The following is a 17,930-nucleotide window of genomic DNA, read 5'->3' as shown; positions in this document are numbered from 1 at the left end:
CGTATTGATTTTGGTTTTAGTGCGCTACTTAGTTTCAGTTTTAAAAGCTGCTAAATTTATCTTTTTCTTCATTGCGATTTTGCATTCATCAAAGCTAGAATGCCTATAATCCGTTCCATTTTCAATAAGCTTTGTATAAAGATCCTCTTTATATTCAAGCATTAATATATTTTCTTGCGCCTTTGTAAGTTGTGCAAGATTCTTTTTCTTTTGTTCTTGAATAATCTTAAGTCTTTCTTGTAAAGTTTCATCACCCTTATCACAAAGATCTTTATAATATTTAAGCTCCTTGATGCTCATTCCAAGCTCACGATAAAGGTTAATCCAACAAAGCCAATCAATATCTTTTGCGCTAAAGAGTCGCACACCATTTTTATTCTTATAAATCTGCGGAAAAAGACCCTTATCTAGCCAGAAACGAATCTTGCGGGAGGGAATGCCACTCTTATGCTCTGCTTCTAAAATTGTGTAAGTCATTGTATTTCCCCTATTGATGCTTGTATTTATTTTTCTTGTATTGCCTTTAGATTATATGTAATTATAAATCTTTATACTTAATGTCTATCAAGAGATTTTTAAAATATTTTTATGCCTCAAATTTTAAGGCACAAAAGCCTAAAGCTACGACAAAAATCATCACAGCCCACAACAAACAGGTATTTTGCAAACCGATACTTAGGCTTATAGGAGTGGCAAGCAGTGGCGTAATAAATTGCCCAAAAAAGGTGCAGCTTGCCAAAATCGCATAGAGTTTTGCGCGATTGGTAGAGAGTGAGAGCGCAAAAAGATAATTAGAGTTGTTTGTTACAATCAAACCGCCAACAATTCCAAAGCAAAATAAGCTAAATGCGGTTACATAAAAATCTTGCACTAAAAATACAAGAAAAAACGCTAGGGATTCTATACATAAAGCCACAATATAAATCAACTTAATGCTTAAAAATTTCGCAATATTTTTATAAAAGAATGAAAAAATCCCAAAGCTCAAAGTTGGTAAAGCCATCGCAAGTCCTATGTATTTAGGCTCTAAGCCTAGCACATCTCCAATATAATGGGGAAATTCAATCCCTGCTAGATAATAAGCTACCATTATAAAAAACCCTATGAAATACACAGGAAAAAGGGCTTTGTAAGAGGTTTTGGCTTTATTATTTGTAGAATCTTTGGTAATTGTTTCTTTTGTCTTTTTTGTGCGAGGTTCAAACAAAAATATCACGCACAAAGCAATAATGATAATCCCGCTACCATAGACTAAAAACGCATACTGCCACGCATAGTTTGTCAAATATCCGCTAAGCATTGTGAGAATAGCCCCGCCTGCACTCATCACAAAGCCTTGCATACTCAAAGCCCTCTCTCGCCTACCAGCACCAAGCGCGTAATAATCACCAAGCAAAGCATTCACACCTACACTCACAAATGCCCCCGCAATCCCTAGCACACAACGTGTGGCAATGAGTGTATAAATACTCTCGCACAATGCCCCGCTCATACCCGCTACAACCCAAACAATCATCGCAGGATAAAGGAATCTAAGCTTCGTGTATTTATCCATTAAAACACCCGCAATGGGAGAGAAAATCATTACAAATAATGCAGGAATTGTAAGCATCAACCCGCTTAAAATCTCAATATGCGGTGTATTGCTAAAGTCTTTTGCAATGGCAGGAAGTGCGGGAGTAATGAGAGCTGCCCCTAAGATTGTCATCGTAGAGGCAGAAAAGAGAGCGAGCTTCAAGCCTTTTTTATCAGTAATTTCTATCATTTTTTGCTCAAGGCGGCTACAGGGCATTTATATTCTCTTTTAAAATATTTTTTTGAGTGTTTGATACTTTTATACAGATTCTAGCGAGATAAAATACATTGATTGCTTAAAATTTTTAACTATAATATAAAAGAATAAGGAGAGTTACAATGGCAGAAATGAAAACAGAGCGTAAAAGTGTATTGGAGTATTTATCTAAAAATAAATTTTTAATCCCAATGTATCAGAGAACTTATATTTGGGGAGAGGATGAATATGAGCAACTATGGGCAGATATTTTGGACTTCTTTAATAGTGAGCCTAACGAAAACGGAAATTCTTTAGAAAATGATGAGTATTTTAGGCTCTATTATCATTTATAAAGAAAACAATCAACAAAATATCATAGATGGACAGCAAAGAACGACAACATTAAGCCTTTTAATTCGTGCCCTGTATGAAAAAGCCATCAATCAACAAAATAAAAATATTTCCGAACTCATTAGTAAATTATCTTCTTGCCTTTGGGATAAAAATCAACTTGATGGGGAAATAAATTTTAAAAAGCCTCATTTACAAAGTGAAGTAGCTATTGATTCAGACAAATCTTTTAGAACAAATTTTAAGTGATGATTATAAATTTGAAAAAGAATAAATAGACGACATTATAAGAAAATCTCCTTCAAATTATGAGAAAAATTACCTCTTTTTTATAAAGAAAATTGATGAGTTAGCAAAAGAATTTCCAGCGGATTGGTTTAACTTTTGCCTTACCCTATTGAATGCTTGCATTGTTTTACCTATTGAATGTGATGGAGAAGAAAATGCTCTAAGAATCTTTAACACCTTAAATAATCGTGGCATTTCCTTAAGTGTATCTGACATCTTTAAGGGACTCATTTTCGCAAGCAAAAAGAATGAGCAAGAAAGAAAAGAATTTGCAACGCAATGGAAAAAGCTAGAAGAGAAAATTACTAACTCGCAATATTTAAATAAAGAGAATATTGGTTTTTTATTTACACAATATGAGCATATTATAAGAGCTTTAAACAACCAAAGAGACACTGTAATCCCTAGCACTTTAGATTTTTTTACCAAAAAAGACAAGGCTAACTCCAAAAATAAAAAAGCAAATTTTGCTGCTAATGAGGATTTACTCAAGAAAAATCAGACTTTTGCATTCATACAAGAATTAGCAGAATTTTGGTGCAATCCTAAAGATTATTTTTCACTCCAAGCACAAAAATACTTTGATATTTTAAACACTTACCAAAATAAGCTTTGGCAAATGGTGGTAAGTATGTGCTTTTATGAATATAAGCCTAAGAAAAATAATGGGTATGAAATGAATATTTTTGATAGCGTATTTCCACAACTTGTGAGCTATTGTGCACTTGGGCTTATTTATAGTAAAGGTGGTACTTCAGGACTATTTTGGGGATTTATGAACGCAAACATACTTATCCATGAAAGACAATAAAAGATTTTTACACCCTCTCTTAATATTCCAGAATTAGTTATGCCAAAGATAGATTATTTTACAAATTTTTGTGTTAAAGCTTTACCTAAACACATAAGATATATTTTGGCAATTCATACATTGCTTTATAATGAAAATCAAGAATGGGAATGGAACTCCAACAAGAAAAATCATAGTGTTATTAAAGGCGAAATTGAACATATTTTTCCCAAAAAATGGGCAGAGGCAAACTATAAAGGCTGGAATGAAAAAGATGCTGAAAAGTTTTTGGAATACATAGGTAACAAAACACTACTTGAAAAAAAGCAAAATATTCAAGCAGGAAATGAATATTTCACTAGAAAAAAGGCAGAGTATGCAAAATCACAATTTTTAGAGGTTCAAGATTTGGCAAAATGCCCTAAAAATGATTGGCTAAAAGAAGATATAGAAGCAAGAAATGAGAAAATTTACCAACGATTAAAATCATTCTTTGAGGCAAACTTATAGTCTAACTTAAAAACCCCCATAAAGATAAATCCCCCATTAGAGGAATTCACAATTTAATAGAGTTTGGGATAAGATTATTTAGAATCTAAAGCATTTGTTTTGATAAAATACTTTACCTAAACCATAAGGATATTTATGCAAGAGCTAATCACTCCCAAGGAAATACAAAATGCCTATAACTTAATGCAAGAATTGCGTCCTTATTTAAGCCTAGAGGAATTTACAACCAAAGTAGCATATCAGCAAGAAAATATGCAATATCGCCTCTTTGCCTCCTATCATAAATCACAAAACATCATCGGGCTTTGTGGGGTAATGCCATTTTTTGTCTTATACAGGGAAAAATGCCTATATATCTGTGATTTCATCATCGCTCCACATTTAAGGGGGCAAGGCTTGGGGCAGAGATTCTTACAAGAAATAGAAGAAATGGCAAAGAAAGAGGGTTACTCACAAATAGAATTAAGCTCTAACCTCAAAAGAGAGGAGGCACACCGCTTTTATGAGAAAAAAATGAATTTTCAAAAGATGAGCTATGTATTTGTAAAATCCCTAAAATAAGATAAAGTTACGCCCCTAAGCCCTCTTTACCCCTCTTAAGCTTTTATGCTCTGCTTAAACATAGGCTCTTACCTCATCAAGGATTCTAACTCGCTTTGTAGAGGGCAGAGCTACTATGATTTATCCGCTATAAATACAATACTCTTAAGACTAGGTGCATTGGTTTGCAAGTCTTGTATGAGATTCTAGCCTCAACGCTTTTGCTTTGCTAGAATCTCCAAACTACCCAATGCAAAGATAAGAGAATAAGGATAAAAAATTAGATAATCCCTTAGTTTCAAGCGTAAAGATAGCATTCCCACCAAGCAAAGAGTGAAGCACAAACACAATGTGTAAAGGCTCTGTGGCTTATGCAAAAGCGTGCATGGCACAAAAATCCCTCCAAAACAATGCCAAAACTCTTTTGAGGCACACCAAAGCACTATCTGCTTAAGCCCAATGTTTATGAGGCTTACCAAGTAACTTATAAAAAGGGTTACATAACTTGCGTAAGAAAATCTAAAACATTTATCTTACAATCCTTAAAGAAGGCATATAATCATAAGTTCATAATGCCCTATCATAGGCTAATAGGCTACGCTATTGCTACGACAATAGGCAATGCTTTAAAGTTTGGGAGGATTCTTTTATAGCTATTCCATTAAGCAGCAAAGAAAAAAAAAGGGGGGGGGGGGGACGCACATTAACCGTAACGCACTCTTTTTATCCGCTTTACGCTTTGGAATAGCAATATGGATATTATAAAACCTCCCCTGCGTGTTTTGCATACGCACTAATTCTATTGTAAAAAGTTCCTTTGCCTCTTGTGTAATGGATGGAATCTCTTGAGAGGGTGCACTAAAGGCATTAACCAAAACAAAAAATTAAAAGGATATAAACTTTCACTCTCCCCCTTTATCCCTTTTACCCCCAAGCACACAAACAAATAACATGCACAACAAATAAAAGCTGGAGTGTTTAGGTCTGCAAAATCTAGGTGCATTATACCAAACTAGCCCTCATATTGCCTTTAACGCACTCTACAAAGAGGATAAAATAGGCTTTAAGAGGGGCTAAAAGATTTGCATTTAATCTCTTTTAAAAATCTATCTAGTTTAATACATATTGGCATTTATATAGCTTTTAAGAAACCTCTTGTTTTGAATATTCTAAAAGAGGGGATATAGAATGCGTAATAGGGGATTTTACACTTTCTATTATTTAAAGTAGCAGAGATTTATAAAAGCTTATCGACACTCTCTACCCACTAGAGCCTATTTAGCTAGCCTTTATTATTTTCTCCACCTTTTTTATGCCCCCTCTTGCTCTTTGAAATTGAGTTTCTAAAATCCTAAATCATTAGTTAAATTTTTGGCTATGGCACATTTTCCATAAAGTTTATTTTGCAATTACCTTCTCCCTTAAGTTCTCTAAGGATTTTATCTACTTTGTTTTAGGTAAAGCCATTCTAAGCCATTTCTACAAAATAAACTAAAGTCTTTTCCTCTATTTTCAAGTTTTTTGAGATTAAATTGCAGTCTTTATTCCCTAATTTTTCTATTATAAGAGTCTTGTTTTTGGCTAGATTTAAAGTAGCAATAGCATTTTATTTGATGCTGTAAATGAAGCTACACCGCATAAGATTCTTAAAAGATTACTAAAAATCTTTTACCCTTATTAAAGCTTAACCTCATCTTGCTTGTTGCTTAAGCTATTTTCAAGGATTAAAGCTTTTTGTTTCTCTAGGTTTCCAAGCTTAGAATCAATCTCTGTAATTTTGGATTCTATATTTTCAAGTGCTTGAGCGATTTGCTCTTGGGCTTTTAGGGGTGGGAATATGATTTTTAGGGTAGCGATTCTTTGGATAGAGGCTCTTAAATTCCTAGAAAATCCTGCTTGTATCCCCTCATATTCCAAAATATAAGCAATAAGTCTAGCCTTTCCTTCATTTACGCGTAAAACTCCACAATGGTCAGTGGGATAAAAGGGTGTATTTTTAGGCACAAAACCCACCACCCAATCACCATCAATCCCCCATAATACGCTATCTTTTTCATAATTGCTTAAAATCTCCCTATCTATAAATCCAAATGGTTTTTTCACATTTGCACTATAAACAGGGATTCCCCCCTGCTCCTTTAGCTCGCTATCAAGCACCCTTTTACCAATGCTTAAACTAAATTTTGTTTTGTCATTTAGTCTTGCTCTCTCCCAGCCCTCTTTTGGTGGAATCGGAAGTGTATTTAAAAGATTTTTTAAATTTTGGATTGGATTTTCTTTTACCTCAAGGGGTTTAGTTAATAGAGTCTTAGAGAGGACTTGCTTAAACGCCTTTTGCCAAAACTCTTTTTGCCACTCCAAAAGAGCAATTTGAGTTAAGATTAATTTAAGCTCGTCCTCGTCTCTCTCTCTCTCTCTCTTATGGCTCAGGCTATTTGCAAGGATTAAAGCTTTTTGTTTCTCTAGGTTTCCAAGCTTAGAATCAATCTCTGTAATTTTGGATTCTATACTTTCAAGTGCGGAGATAATTTGCTTTTGGATTTTTAGGGGCAGGAGGGGGATTTTAACTTGCTTAACCCTGTCTATGTTTAAATTCTCAACCAAACTACCCAATGCTTTTTGCTGAATCTGTTTTTGCGTATCATCACTTATCAAGGCATAATATAAAAATTCCTTATCTATATTTTGTGAAATATTTGATAAAAGCAACCAACCATCGTGAATACAACCATCAATCTTGCAAATATAAGGGCGTCCTACACTCATAGAGTTTGAAAGTATGAAATCACCCATTTTTACCCTTTTGGACTTATTTGCTCCTTCTTGTGTTATTTTTTCTTTAGTTTGCGTGATGTATTTTAATCCTTGAGCAACATCTCCTATCTTAATCCAACTTACCCCACCTTCTTTATCAGTCAAAAATTGAGAAATTGGGCGAGGAGATGCTCCTCTAGAAATATCTGCAATTTCTCCTAATTTTACCCTCTCCCAACCTCGTGGTGGTGGTGTGGGTAGGGATTCTAAGATATTTTGCAATTCTTGTATATCAAGTGCTAAAGATTCTTTATTTGCAGTTTCCTCATTCAAATTTTGTAACAATTCAAAATCAAGCTTGGATTCTAAATTTTCAAGTTCTTTTAGGATTAAACTTATAGCTTCATCAATATTTTGAGAATCTAGCTCATTATTGGCAAATTCTGTATTTTGCAACTCACAGATTCCACATTTGATTAAAATGGCTTTAATGAGTTTTTGGTATTCCTCTATACTCATTCTTATGGTATTGTATTGCTCCTCTACCTTTTCGCATTCGCTCACGATTTGCTTTTGGATTTCTAGGGGTGGGAGGGGGATTTTTAGGTTTTTTAAATTTGTTTGATTAATTCCACCTTGTGCCGAACCTGTAACGCTTGATTTCAAAAGACTTTGCCCTACACCTGAATGAAGTATAAAGAATAAATATTTTTGTTTTACTTCACTCTCATTACAACGCACTAAAAAAATATGCTCATTTATCATAACACTTTGATTTAAAAACTCATCTCTTACTAATGCAACTTTACCGCTCAAAGCCCCATCTTTACAGATTAAAATATCGTTTTTCTTAACTATGCCTTTGTCTTGTGATTCAAATTGTTTGTAAAAATCCATAGGCACATATTTTGGAGAATCTAATTTAATATATCCGCTTGTGTTATTTATGTGTTCTCCACCCAAACTCAAAGCACCATCTGTATAGTTTCCAACTCCACCTTCTGGTCGCTTGGCAGTTTGCAATTCTGAAATAATCTCTCCCAACCTCACCAACTCATACTTACAATTTCCCCACAAAGATTCACCATTTACTCCGCTTTTAGAATCTGGACTTAGACTTATTGCCTTATTAAATTCTACTTTTTCAAAGTCTATCATATCTATGAGCTTTGCGTATGAAGCGTAAGATTCTAGCTCTTTTGGGATAGCATAATCGCTAGAATACCCTAAGAAAGCCTGTTTGATAAGGAAATTTAGCTTATTTTTGTTCTCTACATTATCCCTTTCAAAAAGTGGGCTAAGATAGGGGGAGTTTAGCTCTTTTAGCCCTTCATCACCCTTTCTATTACTCCATTCATAGCCTAAAAATTTCTTTTGCTCTTTATTATCACTTGGGGATTTGATGATTAACACTTTTTGATTTAGGCTTAGTGAAAAATAAAGCAATTTATCTTTTTCTATATTTAATGCATAATCTAAAAAAGCTTTGTTTTCTAATTCTTGCTTGTGTTTAGAATCTTTGTAAGCTTTAGATTCTAGGAGCTTTTTATATTCGCTTGTTTGTTTGAAAGCATTTAAATAGTCTTTAAATACAACAGAATCTAAAAGGTTAGAATCTAAAATACCACTCAGAAAATCCTCATAAGCCTTTTTAGAAAAGCCCCTAAAATCACAATAATGGCTTAGATAATTTTGCTTGAAATTTTTTTCATCATCTTTGAGATTCTCTTCTTCTAGTCTGTCTTTGATATGGCTATAAATGCGTGATATATTCCTATCATCTTGTGGCTTTGTGGTTTCTTTTTTGCTTAGGAATAAAATATATCGTATTTGTGCCTGTCGCCCCAAAAGTCTGGTTTCCTAACTCTACAATAGCGATAAAATCAAAGTTTTGCAATAAAATTTCTCTCGTGCTTTTGTAAATAGAATCTTTATTTAAAATAGAGCTAGGTAGAATGATAGCCGCTTTTGCGTTGTCTTTTAGAATCTGCTTTGCCCTCTCACAAAAAAAGCATTCTATGGCATTATTGGATTGCATATTTATATCACTACCAAAAAGGCTATATTCTTTTTTAGACTTTGTGCTTAAGGTTTCTAAGAAACCTTTGACGGAATAGGGAGGATTGGCGATGAGTAAATCAAAGCTGTGATTTTCTATTTGTAATTTTGCTTTTTCGTCCTTGTTGCTTTTGGGGTTTGCTAACTCATAGCTTGAAAGAGAATCTGCATAAAGGATATTAATCTCATTTTGTCCATACATTGCACTTGAGACTTTAGAAACCTTGCTTAAGCGGTATTCTTTTTCTATGCCATAAATATTTTTGTAATATTCTTTTAAATCCTCTTGTGGAATATATCGCTTAAGCTCATTGGCATAAGTGTTTAGAAAATGTCCAGCTCCACAGGCGTAATCAATCACCCTTAAGGGCTTAGAGCTTTTCTCTAGCATAGAATCTAGTGGCAGGGAATACATAATAAATTCACAAATTTGAATAGGGGTGAAAAACTGCCCCTCATCTTGCTTCATTCCTTTTTGTAAAAATAGCTCAAAAAGATTACCTAGAAATTGGTTAGTGGAATTTTGCGTAAGCTTATAAGGAGAAAAAAGCCCAACTACTTCTTTTAACACAAGGGCATTTTTTAAAAACAACTCTTTATTATGCACTTCTAGGAATGCAAAGTCGTTATTGGAATAAAATTTGAGCTTTTTAATATGCTCTTTCATTGCCTCTTTGAGTGTTTTTTGCTTTAGCTCTTTGAAGTCTTTTTCTATATCCTCATTTGAAACAAAGGTAATTTCTTCGCCTAAAAACTCTCTCATCGCTTCTTTATAAAGAAACATTAATCTATCTTGCATGTTTGCATAAGTGTCTGCCATAACGCCGAAATAGCCAAATTTTAGATTATTTTTATTAAAACTTTCATCATAGATTTTGCAGAGAAAAATATTTACAAGTTTATCAAAGGCATTTTCTTTGCCTGAAATGTTGTGTTTGCGTAAGATTTTAGCAAATTCGTGATATTTACCGCTTTCTTTTAGCTCTTTTAGGTTTGCAAAAGTGGGGACTGATTCTAAAATCTTGTAGGCATTTATATTATCTTCAAAAATACCAGATTCAAAAGAGTGGGATTCATAGCTTTCTTTCCAAACAGAAAAAAGTTCGGTGTTATTATTTGCATTCTTGTAGGATTTCTCAAGCTCTTTTTCGCTTAGATATTCTTCATTGTCATACGATTGGATAATGTAATTTTTATATTTGACGCTTTTAGATTCTGTATTGTTCGCATACTCAAAATCGCTCGTATAAAGACAGAGATATTTTACCCCTTTTTCTTGTTGCAAGTAGGAAAAAAGCTGTCCGCCATTTTCTTGCATTCTGCTCCATTCCTTTTCAAACTCACTATTTTTAGAATATGTGGTCTTGCACTCTATGAGTAGATAGGGCTTATTCTCATTGTCTCGCACCAAAATATCAGCCTTACCGCCCTTTTTGTCTCTGCCTAGATTCCAACGCGGCTCTAGCTCTAGATGTCTTGCTTTATAGCCTTTTTGCAAAAGCCTATGCACGCATTCAAAGACGACAAAATTTTCAGGGTGAGAGAAATTTGAGGTGGTTTTGTCGTGGATTAAAATCTGTTTTGGGTAGATGAGTTCTCTGGTCTTAAAATTCACCTGCAAGATGTCTTTATCAAAGCTTTTAGTATAGATTTGGTCTTTATGTATAAAGCCTAGAGACTGCAAAACTTCTGCTAGATTTTCTTTTGTTATCATCAAAACGCCTAAGAGTGATTTATCGCAAATTATACCAAACCAGCCATCATATTGCCTTTAATTCACTCTACAAAAGAGGTTTAAGGGGGGGGTTGTGTTTAAAAGCGCATATAAAAGCCGTGCAGAATCAATTATCCAAATACTTGCTTTAAATGTGCTTCATAGTCTTTAATATATCGCTCTACTTGCAGATTTTTGATTACATCATTGCAGATGTTGGCAATGCGTGCATTCCCATAAATTGATGTGCTTTGTGTAAATGCCAATACACAGCATCTACGCCCACACCCTCAAAAACTCATTAGGCTCTGTGAAAGCCTCTAAAGGGGCATTCCAAGTAAGCCAAATATAGTTCTTATTTTTTAAAAATCCGCCTGTGCCATAGCCTAGTGCTGGATTATCCCTATGGCGTCCATCGCCTGTAAAAAACTTCCCCACCCCCGCAGTGAAGACTTCATCGATGTATTTTTTCACAATCCAAGGCTCTCCCATCCACCATCCTGGCATTTGATAAATAATCGCCTTGCTTCTTAGCCACTTTTGCACTTCTTGTTGTGTATTATAACCCTTATCAATATGGGTTTGCAAAACTTCAAAGCCTAATAATTCCAAAGTCTGCTTTGCGGTATTATGTAAGGTTTCACTAAGCCTCCCACCCGAACTTCCAAAAGCCTTACCACCATTTAAAAGCGGTGGTTTCCATTTTTGCCCCTTAAAATAAAAGTTAGATTCCATGATGTTTTTATTGCCCTATAAGAATCTGAACTGCGCTTAATGCAAGTAAGATTGCCATTGTGAGGTTTGCGATTTTGTAATGCTTCATCAAAAAGCCTTTAAGCGCGATCCATACTACTATACACAAAAATATCCCCAAATAGCCTATGATGATAGAATAAGTGATAAAAGCGCTCGTGTAAAAAAGGCTTTGATAATAAGGCTGCACAAAAGAAATATGTATAGTAATTGTGTAAAGAATAATTTTTACATTGACAAATTGTAATAAAAAGGTATTAAAAAATCCTAGATTGTTATTCTCACTCTCTAACCCTTATGGTTTTGATTTTGCGACTTTATAGGAGAGGTAAAATATAATATCCTGCACCTAGAATTTTCAAGATTCCTAACGTATTTGGCAAAAACTCGATGAGAAAATGTGCACCAAATCCACATAGAATCATTATAGAGGCAAATCTTGCATAAATACCTAGAATAAGCCTTTTGCTCTGCGCATAACTATAATTTACTACGCTATTAAGGGCAAGAATATTGTTTGGTCCCGGCGTAGAGGCAGTTATAATCATATAAAAACTAAGAGAAATAAAAGTTTCAGTTCCCATAGATCTCCATTTCTATTTTGTATGTCTTAACGTCATATTTATCAAAAAGTTATTGCAATACGCATCTCCCACTTGCGCATTGATTGACAAGGCTGCTAATGGGCATATTGCGGCTGCCTCTCCTATCCTCTCCTTCGCCACTGCAATTGTTGCTCGATACAAATGCGCTCACTGGATTAGGATAAATCTCGCGCAAACGCAAAGAATAAAACATACGTAAGTTTATTGTGCCATAGCGCGTAACAATATTGTATGCTTCTCTTAGATTATGAGCAAGAGAGTTTGATAATACCCGCTCATAGCTTTCATAGCTCATATTGATTAAGTTGGTTTGGATAAATTGGACTCCATCGCTTGTCCTTAGAACAGGCATTCCGTGCGCGTTATAGCTCCCATCATGAGCCATATAATACATCTGCACTATCCATAAAGTCCCAGCAGGTTGCTGAAACAAATCTCTTAGCGCACTTCTGATACTAACATCATTTGTGGCAAATTCTGAAGAATGCCAGAAATGCCCTGGAAAAAGGCTTAGGGCAACCGATCTATACATTTGCGCTGCGTATTCAAACATTGCAGAGCGAGATAAACCCGGCGGGGCATTAGAAGCGCGGTATTGCTCAAGCGAAGCCGCAAGCATTGGATAGCGCGAACGAAAAGAAATGAAAGGATTGCGTCCAAAAGCCGTATCAAAGAAATATCCGCCAGATTCTAGTGGGGTTGCTGTGTATTCGTTCATTTCAGCAATCATTTGGTAGCTATGCAATAAACACACGCCACAATCTCCAGCTCTATCTGCAATGCCGTCAGTTGTTGTGGCAATCTGCCATAGTCGCTTTTTCCACTCTTGAGTTAAAACAAAGCTAGGTGGTAATTGCATGGTAGCTTTTATATTCTTTGGATTGGAGCCATTTGCGGGGCAAAAAGGTAGAGAATCTGAAAGATTTGCATTTTTAAACCTCTCCCAATCCTGCATATCATGGTTAAATTGAAAATAGGAAGTTTGTCCCTCACTTATATCTTTAGCCATAAAGTTTGCCTTAGCAGTGTAGGGAACACCCCAATTTAAGCCATATTTAGTAACACGCAAAAAATTACCCAAATAATCTTTTAGCATCGCGCTATCATTATCTGCAAATATAAAAAGATTCCAATTTTGCGCGTTTAGCTTAGATGACTTTGTTTTAATCTCTTGTAAATTTTGTGGCAAACATTCCTCCCAACTAGTCCAATTCCAATCTTGCTTTGTATTCTGTTTTGAGGTGAGACAAAACATCTTTGCATTTATTGGATTATATTGTGCGATAATGCCATTTTCAAGGTTGAAATAAAGTTCTTGAGGCTCATTTCTAATTGATTCATTATTGCGCAAATAATACAAATCAAAGCTTTGAGGAGTGATAAATTTCCACGCAATAAAGCCCTTTTGCATTAGAGGAGAAGGGGTGGCTATAGTCCCAAGCCATTCTTGCATATTATAGAGAGTGAGATTAGACTGTGTGTGCTTAGATTGGTTTTTTTGCAAAGTGAGAAAACCATTGCTAATTTGAAGCACAAAGTTCAAATTAGGGGTATAGAGCATATTGTCTTTAATGATGAAACTTTGTGTTTTGTCATTTATAACACAAGGTCTTAAGATGAGTCTTTCACCTTGCACATATTCTTCATTTTTTGCACTCAAGCATACCCAACCATCGAGAAGTTTCCACGATATGCGGCTAAAGACATCATAACGAGCATCTTGTGCTTCTTCACAATGGCTTACACCCACATAGCTTTCATATTGTGTAAAGACAGGTGTGAGGCATTGTGTCAGCGCATTGGGCTTACTTACAAAAGCAATGGGTCTATCTTTTGGCTTATTGGCAAGTTTTTGGGGGACTTGTGTAGTCTTTGTGAGATTAATATTTTCAATCTTAAGTGGAGTAGAGAAGGGCGCACAAATACAAAGGGAGAAAAAGGTAATGGCACATAAAAGTATGGCAAAGCTTTTCATCATAATCCTTTTATAACGGAATAACTTTATATTCATTATAGCAACTCATTGCATTAATCTTGGCTGAATAGAAGATATTTTTGCAAATGCGTTTTTGTAGAGGATTCTATATCTTATGAATCTAACTTCTTTGGTAATTATTTTCTTTTGCTCTTTAATATTTCCTTAACTTAAATCTCTATGAATTGTTAGATTTAGCACATTCTAGCATTTGCAAAGATTGCCTCTTGAAATGACTTCGACTATTGAACTTAAGTATTTTAGTTTCCCAACCTTTGCGGAATATTATTCATCATTTTCCTAATCCATTATAAAAATATTTTAATATATACTCATCAAAACCATCGAAATCTTTATATTTTTTAAATAAGTTTATTATTTCTTCAACATTAGATTCTTTAAATTTTTCTAAAGCTTCATCAATTTTTAAATCATTATTTTCAAAGTTAATAAAGTTATATTTGTGCAGTTTCTTTGATAACATTCTTGGCAAACCGAATTCTTCTAAGGTATAGACAACAGAGGGAAGAAATGCGTTAGAAAGTTTGCTTACAAAGGGAGAAATATTAATGTGCTTATCAGGATAGAGAATTTGCTGTATTTCATTAATATCATTAAAAAAACTAGCGATATCAAAAACAATGATTTTTTCAATATTAAAATAATCATCTATGTTAATAGTGCTATTATTCAATAATGTAGAAGTGCCATTCCAATTATATTTTGCAAATACTTTAATATTTTTATATGCTCTATCTAGCTTCTTATCATTGTTAGAAAAAATATTTCCAACAGATTTTACCTCTAACAATCCCCAAGAATCTGGATTATCATTGTTAAGATGTTTAATGCTCTTCATAATTTCATTGACACTTTCTATGATTTGCAGGACATTTTCAATATTCATTATTATTTTGTAATTTTTTATATAGCTTATTAATTTTTGAAATTTTTGTTTATCTTTTATGAGACTGAATAGCTTCTGTTCAATTAATTTTTTACTTTCTAAATCAGGATTTTCTAAATCATTTCTATATAAAAACTCTTCATCAGGATTAATATCAATTTTTTCAACTTCTTTTTCTTCTATTTTATTTTCATTATCCAACAAATAAATATTTCCTACAAAATACTTAAACATTCTTCCGCCTCTACCAATTATATTTTTATAAGTAAAGCTATTCAAAGAATCATTAGCAACTTGATTATTCCATATAATAATATTTCTTGCTGCAGTATTTACCCCTTCAATTAAAGAAGTAGTGCTTACCATAATATTCATACTAGGGTTTTCAGAAAATAATTTAACTTGTAATTGTTGTATATATCTATGAATTGCGGAATTATGTTGCCCTATACCATTTTTTATATTTGTTGCAAAATCCCATTCTCTGGCATAGTATTTTTGCAGCCATTGAGAAAACGAATTAAGTTCCTCATTGCCTGCTTTAATAAATTTTAATAAAATTTTACATAATTTTTTAGAATTAGGTTTTGTGCTAACATAAATCAAACTTTTGCCAATTTCATTTTTTAAAAGATTTTGAATTTTTAATTCCTTGCTCCCTGTCTCTTTGCTTAAGTCAAATTTATTGAGAGCCACTGTTGTGATTGTCAAAATTTCTTTCTTTAAACCTGCTAGAAAAATTTTATTTTTAGACTTATCTTCTATGTCGTCTGCATTAGGGCATATATAATATTTTTGTTTGGCAATATTTTTAAACTTATTAACAATATTGTGAAGTATATGCGTTCTTCTGTCTTTATTAGACATTTTATAAAACTCATCTACTATAAATAAATCTAAGCTTTTTTCTCTAAGATTCTCAAAATATTCTAAAGCCCTTTCCTGCGGGAAAATAAATATATTTTTATCTTTTAGTTGAGAACCGCTAGTTGTAATAATATGATACTCACCGCCAAATTTTAGCGTTAATCTTCTTCTTGCTTCGTCCATAAGCGAAATAGTTGGAACGATAATTAAAATATTGCTTGGTTTTTTAATGGCGATGAGTGCATCAATAATAAAGCTTTTTCCAAAACTTGTAGGAGCTGAAAGAATTAGATTTTCTCCCTCCAATAATCGTTTTAAAATCCTTGATTGCTCTCTATGTAGTATCTTTGGTTCATTCTCTCCTACATCTGCTTTAAAACATTCGCACACGAGCCTATCTGAAAATATGGCTGTATCTTGATTGATATAAGGATATATTCCAACCTCTCTAATTAAGTGGTTTAATACATGGGGATAAGCTTGTTTATCACCAATTTTATCAAGCAATCTAAAAAGCTCATTGGCTTTTTCTTTGTCCTCAAGTGTGTAGATTCTTTTGCATTCATCAAAAATTTGTTCGTTAGTCATCATTGTCTATGTGCCTCAAAAATTTTATTGATTTGCGCTACTAATTCTTTTTTATTGGGAATTGGAAAAACCATAATATGAAATTTAATATATTCAATCAAAGGTATATCATTAAGTTTGCTAATAATCTTTTGCGATAATTTACTGCATTGATTCCTATGGAGTTCAATAATTAAATTTTTATAATTATTATCAAGACAAACTGGATAATTTTGTAAATGTTGTTTTGTAATATCACACTCATAAATAATAGAAATAGGTATATGCAAGATTTTTTTCATCTCATCTAGTGAAGTTCTGTCATTGAGTATATTTTTTAACTCTGTTATTGAAGTTTTATGTAAATTATTAGAATCACTTAAATAACCATCAATATCATTTAAATTTGTTATTAAAGACTTCTCCTTTTTTAATTTATCGGTTGCCAAAAGTTCATATACAGACTCCACTACCTCACTAATGGCGCGAGTTATATCGCTATAGATCTTTGATTCTCCAAGCCATATATGATAAGCATTTTCTTCTAAGGTTATATGAACACTATCTGCACCTTTTGCGTTATCATTAGGGTTTTGTTTGTAGAATATTTTTGGAACAACTGGTAAAGCATTGTAATAGTTTTTCATAATACCATATAAAAAAACTTCTCCAATTTCACCTCCTAAGTTATCAATGTGCATTTTAGAAATAGCTCTTTCTAATATATCGCCTTCATTTCCACTCAACGCATCTCTCTCTTTTTTATTTAAGGCAACTTCTTTTAGATTATTTATAATAAAATTCCTAAATTTCTTGCTCCTCCATTGATTACTCTCAAAATCATTAACAAGAGATAGCATAGCGTGATTTGCTGAAGTATTTATAAGCCACTCATCAATCAAAACCTCAAAATCTACCTTATCCTTGTCTTTATATTTTGTAAAAGTATAATCGTTCATTTTTCTCCTTACCCTAAAAGAAGTCAAAGATCCTTAAAAATAGTTTTATTTTATAAACCCACTCAAATCTTTGTAAAATCTTAAGATTTTACCCTCTAACTTATTTTTAGTTACCATAAATTATCTTAAAATATCTTCTATATTGCCCATCCTTGACCAAATAATACTATTTTATTGATTGGTTGATCTTTGTATATTCATGGAAAGTTCCTCTTTTGAATTAAAATGTTTCTACTAGAACTTAAAAACTCTTTGGAGAGACTTTGACAAGGACTTGCTAAGTATTGGTTGTATCTTGTCTATTAGCTAGTTCAATACAAAGATTTTTAAACTTTATATTCTTATTAAGGACAGCATATCTAATAGGAATATAAAGATGTATTTAAAATAAAACCTTGATGAATCTCTAACAATAAAGTTAGAGATGAATATTTTTTTGTAAGCAATAGTTTAAAAAGATTTGTTCCTATATCGAATAGGATAGAAAGCTCAATCTTATTATGAGTATAATCAAAAAT

General features: G+C 33.3%; 12 protein-coding genes and 3 pseudogenes. 5 read left to right on the top strand and 10 right to left on the bottom strand.

All coding sequences use genetic code 11. The features are described from left to right. Nucleotides 1–24 precede the first annotated feature (24 nt). Nucleotides 25–477, bottom strand: coding sequence for a MerR family transcriptional regulator (locus LS73_RS06355; protein WP_052089579.1), 453 nt, complete (start codon nt 475–477; stop codon nt 25–27). 109 nt (nt 478–586) lie between these two features. Beyond that, complete coding sequence (locus tag LS73_RS06350; RefSeq protein WP_104692145.1) at nt 587–1,792, bottom strand: MFS transporter; 1,206 nt, start codon at nt 1,790–1,792, stop codon at nt 587–589. A gap of 122 nt (nt 1,793–1,914) precedes the next feature. Here LS73_RS06350 and LS73_RS10250 point away from each other — a divergent pair, with 122 nt between their 5' ends. From LS73_RS10250 to LS73_RS06340, 5 genes are all read left to right on the top strand, one after another. Further along, complete coding sequence (locus LS73_RS10250; RefSeq protein ID WP_233708847.1) at nt 1,915–2,127, top strand: DUF262 domain-containing protein; 213 nt, start codon at nt 1,915–1,917, stop codon at nt 2,125–2,127. Beyond that, the gene (locus LS73_RS10245) at nt 2,096–2,374 is read left to right on the top strand and encodes a DUF262 domain-containing protein (protein ID WP_233708846.1); all 279 of its coding nucleotides are present in this window, start codon (nt 2,096–2,098) and stop codon (nt 2,372–2,374) included. The genes LS73_RS10250 and LS73_RS10245 overlap by 32 nt, the downstream gene beginning before the upstream one ends. Nucleotides 2,375–2,522: 148 nt before the next feature. Then, entirely contained in the window at nt 2,523–3,224 is a 702-nt protein-coding gene (locus LS73_RS10240) for a DUF262 domain-containing protein (RefSeq protein WP_233708845.1), read from the top strand. Between the two features lie 39 nt (nt 3,225–3,263). Next, on the top strand, nt 3,264–3,713 hold the full coding sequence (locus tag LS73_RS10235; RefSeq protein WP_233708844.1) for an HNH endonuclease family protein: 450 nt from the start codon (nt 3,264–3,266) through the stop codon (nt 3,711–3,713). Between the two features lie 135 nt (nt 3,714–3,848). Continuing rightward, on the top strand, nt 3,849–4,274 hold the full coding sequence (locus tag LS73_RS06340; protein WP_034558516.1) for a GNAT family N-acetyltransferase: 426 nt from the start codon (nt 3,849–3,851) through the stop codon (nt 4,272–4,274). A gap of 632 nt (nt 4,275–4,906) precedes the next feature. Here the strand turns inward: LS73_RS06340 and LS73_RS06335 are convergent. The 8 genes and pseudogenes from LS73_RS06335 to LS73_RS06305 form a co-directional block, all read right to left on the bottom strand. Next, nucleotides 4,907–5,128: a hypothetical protein gene (locus LS73_RS06335; RefSeq protein ID WP_104717609.1), complete on the bottom strand. Its 222-nt coding sequence runs from the start codon at nt 5,126–5,128 to the stop codon at nt 4,907–4,909. Nucleotides 5,129–5,930: 802 nt separating this feature from the next. Beyond that, nucleotides 5,931–6,461, bottom strand: a pseudogene (locus tag LS73_RS09995) (restriction endonuclease subunit S); the annotation flags it as partial. 219 nt (nt 6,462–6,680) lie between these two features. Then, nucleotides 6,681–10,779 (bottom strand): annotated as a pseudogene (locus LS73_RS06330) (restriction endonuclease subunit S); the annotation flags it as partial. A 131-nt stretch (nt 10,780–10,910) separates the two neighbouring features. Continuing rightward, nucleotides 10,911–11,514: pseudogene (locus LS73_RS06325) on the bottom strand (NAD(P)H-dependent oxidoreductase). Nucleotides 11,515–11,849: 335 nt separating this feature from the next. Continuing rightward, nucleotides 11,850–12,116 carry a LysE family transporter gene (locus tag LS73_RS06320; RefSeq protein ID WP_034558045.1) on the bottom strand — a complete coding sequence of 89 codons (267 nt, stop codon included), beginning with the start codon at nt 12,114–12,116 and terminating at the stop codon, nt 11,850–11,852. A gap of 49 nt (nt 12,117–12,165) precedes the next feature. Then, nucleotides 12,166–14,112 (bottom strand): DUF1561 family protein, encoded by a 1,947-nt coding sequence (locus tag LS73_RS06315; RefSeq protein WP_034558044.1) that lies wholly within the window; start codon nt 14,110–14,112, stop codon nt 12,166–12,168. 292 nt (nt 14,113–14,404) lie between these two features. Beyond that, nucleotides 14,405–16,477: a DEAD/DEAH box helicase gene (locus LS73_RS06310; protein ID WP_034558043.1), complete on the bottom strand. Its 2,073-nt coding sequence runs from the start codon at nt 16,475–16,477 to the stop codon at nt 14,405–14,407. Beyond that, the gene (locus tag LS73_RS06305; RefSeq protein WP_034558041.1) at nt 16,474–17,412 is read right to left on the bottom strand and encodes a HamA C-terminal domain-containing protein; all 939 of its coding nucleotides are present in this window, start codon (nt 17,410–17,412) and stop codon (nt 16,474–16,476) included. Before LS73_RS06305 ends, LS73_RS06310 begins: the two co-directional genes overlap by 4 nt. Nucleotides 17,413–17,930: the final 518 nt, after the last annotated feature.

The sequence above is a fragment of the Helicobacter muridarum genome (genome assembly GCF_000765805.2).
In the GTDB taxonomy this organism is placed as follows: domain Bacteria; phylum Campylobacterota; class Campylobacteria; order Campylobacterales; family Helicobacteraceae; genus Helicobacter_A; species Helicobacter_A muridarum.
Note: the sequence above shows the minus strand (reverse complement) of the source record. Positions and strands in the feature narration are given on the sequence as shown.

What these genes read in the sequence shown, in the direction of transcription:
- LS73_RS06355 (WP_052089579.1), bottom strand. Translation starts at nt 477, where the DNA reads ATGACTTACACAATTTTAGAAGCAGAGCATAAGAGTGGCATTCCCTCC.
- LS73_RS06350 (WP_104692145.1), bottom strand. Translation starts at nt 1,792, where the DNA reads ATGCCCTGTAGCCGCCTTGAGCAAAAAATGATAGAAATTACTGATAAA.
- LS73_RS10250 (WP_233708847.1), top strand. Translation starts at nt 1,915, where the DNA reads ATGGCAGAAATGAAAACAGAGCGTAAAAGTGTATTGGAGTATTTATCT.
- LS73_RS10245 (WP_233708846.1), top strand. Translation starts at nt 2,096, where the DNA reads ATGAGTATTTTAGGCTCTATTATCATTTATAAAGAAAACAATCAACAA.
- LS73_RS10235 (WP_233708844.1), top strand. Translation starts at nt 3,264, where the DNA reads ATGCCAAAGATAGATTATTTTACAAATTTTTGTGTTAAAGCTTTACCT.
- LS73_RS06340 (WP_034558516.1), top strand. Translation starts at nt 3,849, where the DNA reads ATGCAAGAGCTAATCACTCCCAAGGAAATACAAAATGCCTATAACTTA.
- LS73_RS06320 (WP_034558045.1), bottom strand. Translation starts at nt 12,116, where the DNA reads ATGGGAACTGAAACTTTTATTTCTCTTAGTTTTTATATGATTATAACT.
- LS73_RS06315 (WP_034558044.1), bottom strand. Translation starts at nt 14,112, where the DNA reads ATGAAAAGCTTTGCCATACTTTTATGTGCCATTACCTTTTTCTCCCTT.
- LS73_RS06310 (WP_034558043.1), bottom strand. Translation starts at nt 16,477, where the DNA reads ATGATGACTAACGAACAAATTTTTGATGAATGCAAAAGAATCTACACA.
- LS73_RS06305 (WP_034558041.1), bottom strand. Translation starts at nt 17,412, where the DNA reads ATGAACGATTATACTTTTACAAAATATAAAGACAAGGATAAGGTAGAT.